Source organism: Borrelia persica No12, from assembly GCF_000500045.1.
Taxonomy (GTDB): Bacteria; Spirochaetota; Spirochaetia; order Borreliales; family Borreliaceae; genus Borrelia; species Borrelia persica.
In genome coordinates this window covers 1-2,263 of record NZ_AYOT01000169.1, presented here as the reverse complement: position 1 = coordinate 2,263, position 2,263 = coordinate 1, and the positions used below count along the sequence as shown (strand labels likewise).

Genomic DNA, 2,263 nt, shown 5'->3' with positions numbered 1-2,263 from the left:
TTGCTGCTCAAAATAATGGTGGTACTGTTGGTGATGTTGAGAGTTTATTAAAAGGAATTAAAGTTATAGTAGCAGTGGTACTTAAAGAAGGGAATGCTGCTGCTGGGGATGCTAAAAAGGCTACTGATCTTAGTGATCGTGATAATAATGCTGCGGGTATGCTATTTGCTAATAATAATGCTGGAGCCGCTGATGTTGCAAAGAAATCAGCTGCTGATGCTGCAAAGGCAGTTGGAGCCATAACCGGTGCTGATATCTTACAAGCTATTATTAAGTCTGATGATACTTTTACTCTGGCTAAACACAATGAGGCCAATGGTAATTCTGGTAATGGTAAGAAAGATGCAGTTATAGCAGGAGGAATGGCATTAAGAGCTATGTCTAAAGGCGGTAAGTTTGCTGGGCCTAGTGCTGAGGCTGCTGAGTATGCTCCTGTGGTTAAAGGAGCAGCAGTGAGTGCAGTTACTAAAGCATTAGATACGTTAACTGTAGCAGTAAGGAAAACAATTGACATGGGACTTAAAACTGTTAAAGACGCGATGAAAGTTGATACAAATGATACTCCTGTAAGTTCTGATAGTAACACATCAGAATCTAAAAAATAATGATGAATTTCATAATTAGGAAATGAATAGGTAGATTAAGTAGATATATTTAGTGTTGGGTCATGATACTTGTGTAAATAAATAAGATAAGAGAGCGTTAAGGGGCTCTCTTATGATGTTAAGTGAAATATGTATCGGTAGCAGGCGAATCGCTAATTGTCCATGGATCTATTTTTTGTACTTCATCTTAGGTCTATTTGCATTAGCCACCACATTTCGAGGATTTCCAAGCTTGATTTCTATTCCAGATTTTTTTGCATTTCTATAATGTTTAAATTCTGAAATTATAGAGTCGACTCCAATCTTATCAAAAGCTACTGTAGTAGCAGCACTAGCAGTATCACCAATATCATAACTATCATCAGTGACAGCAGCCAATTGAGTTAAATAGCCAATTAATTTATCAACCCCCCACTTACTCCTTTAATGATTATTGCTATTATTGCTGGCACTGTTGATAAACTAGCTGCTTAGGTATCTAAAGTAGATCCATGAACAATGATAGATAAGATTAAAAATGCTAAGACTGAGACTGATCAACTTACTGTCGGTAATGAGTATGCAGTGAATGGTGTGGTTGCTGGTGCAATGAATAAGACATTAATAATAGCAATAGCAATAAGAAATACTGTTGTTGATAGTGGTTTAAAGAAGATAAATGAAACACTTGTGACAATTAAGCGAGAAGAGCAGGCAGTAGAAGCTGCCGCTAGTGGGCAATAATAAAAATATTATAGATAAAAATTAGTAAATCAGTGAGATAAGAAGTAATTTTAAGGAAACACTTCTCTGGTTTAGTTAGGTAAATAGGGAAGGTGTTTTCTTTTTGATTTAAGTGATTTAAGGAAAAACTTCTCTTTCTATTAAGGAGTTGTTTTCCTTTTTTATATTTTGTTTATGTTATGAAGATAAGGTAATTATCTGCTCACAATGACTAAAAGAATAAATAACAGTGTTTTGATTTCTTTTGGCGATGTCATTGTAGTGGACAGCAGTAAATAATTATCAATAAAAAATCAATACTAAAAAAAGTTATGAGAGGAAACGCTTCTCTTATTCTTTGTGAGAGATACAGAGAAGATGTTTTCTCGTTAAATTATGTTTATAGATATAATATTTGTACTATAGATAGTAATTTACTAATACAATCTGTAAGTATGGATTGTATTTATGTGTGTTATTGTTATTAATTTGTATTTAAAAAAAGAATTTAGGTTTACTTTTATTTAAGTTTCAATTTTACGGTAGTTGTTTATATTCTTAAAGGTTTTAGGGGTGCTTGATATTTTCATGATTAATCTAATCTTATGAATTAATGGAAACAGTCAACAATACTGAAATTTATATTAAGCAGCATATTTATCAATATAATATACCATAAAGAAAAAATATTCAATCAATATTAATCCTAGAGTATTATACTAATTGATATTAATCTATATTTTTTATAATTTTAGTGATTGGTATAGAGTGACAGTAAAATTATGATCGATCAGTATTAAGATAAAAACAAAATAGTTATGATTAGTGCGAAAATGTATCATGTATTTTTTTTTAAGAGAAAATGGGTAATAAATAAATACTTTTAGAGTAAAGATGTAAAAAAAGAAATAATTTTAATGAAAAAATTTTGTATTTTAGATAAAGTGATATATATT

2 protein-coding genes and 1 pseudogene are annotated in these 2,263 nt (G+C 31.1%); 2 read left to right on the top strand and 1 reads right to left on the bottom strand.

Translation table 11 applies throughout. From position 1 onward, the window contains the following. The coding region (locus U881_RS0105890; protein WP_024653637.1) for a variable large family protein at positions 1-605 on the top strand (605 nt) is incomplete at its 5' end. A 168-nt stretch (positions 606-773) separates the two neighbouring features. Here the strand turns inward: U881_RS0105890 and U881_RS0105885 are convergent. Further along, entirely contained in the window at positions 774-983 is a 210-nt protein-coding gene (locus tag U881_RS0105885; protein WP_024652918.1) for a hypothetical protein, read from the bottom strand. A gap of 174 nt (positions 984-1,157) precedes the next feature. On the opposite strand from U881_RS0105885, the pseudogene U881_RS0105880 reads away from it, so the two are divergent. After that, a pseudogene (locus U881_RS0105880) lies at positions 1,158-1,328 on the top strand (variable large family protein); the annotation flags it as partial. Between the last annotated feature and the right edge of the window lie 935 nt (positions 1,329-2,263).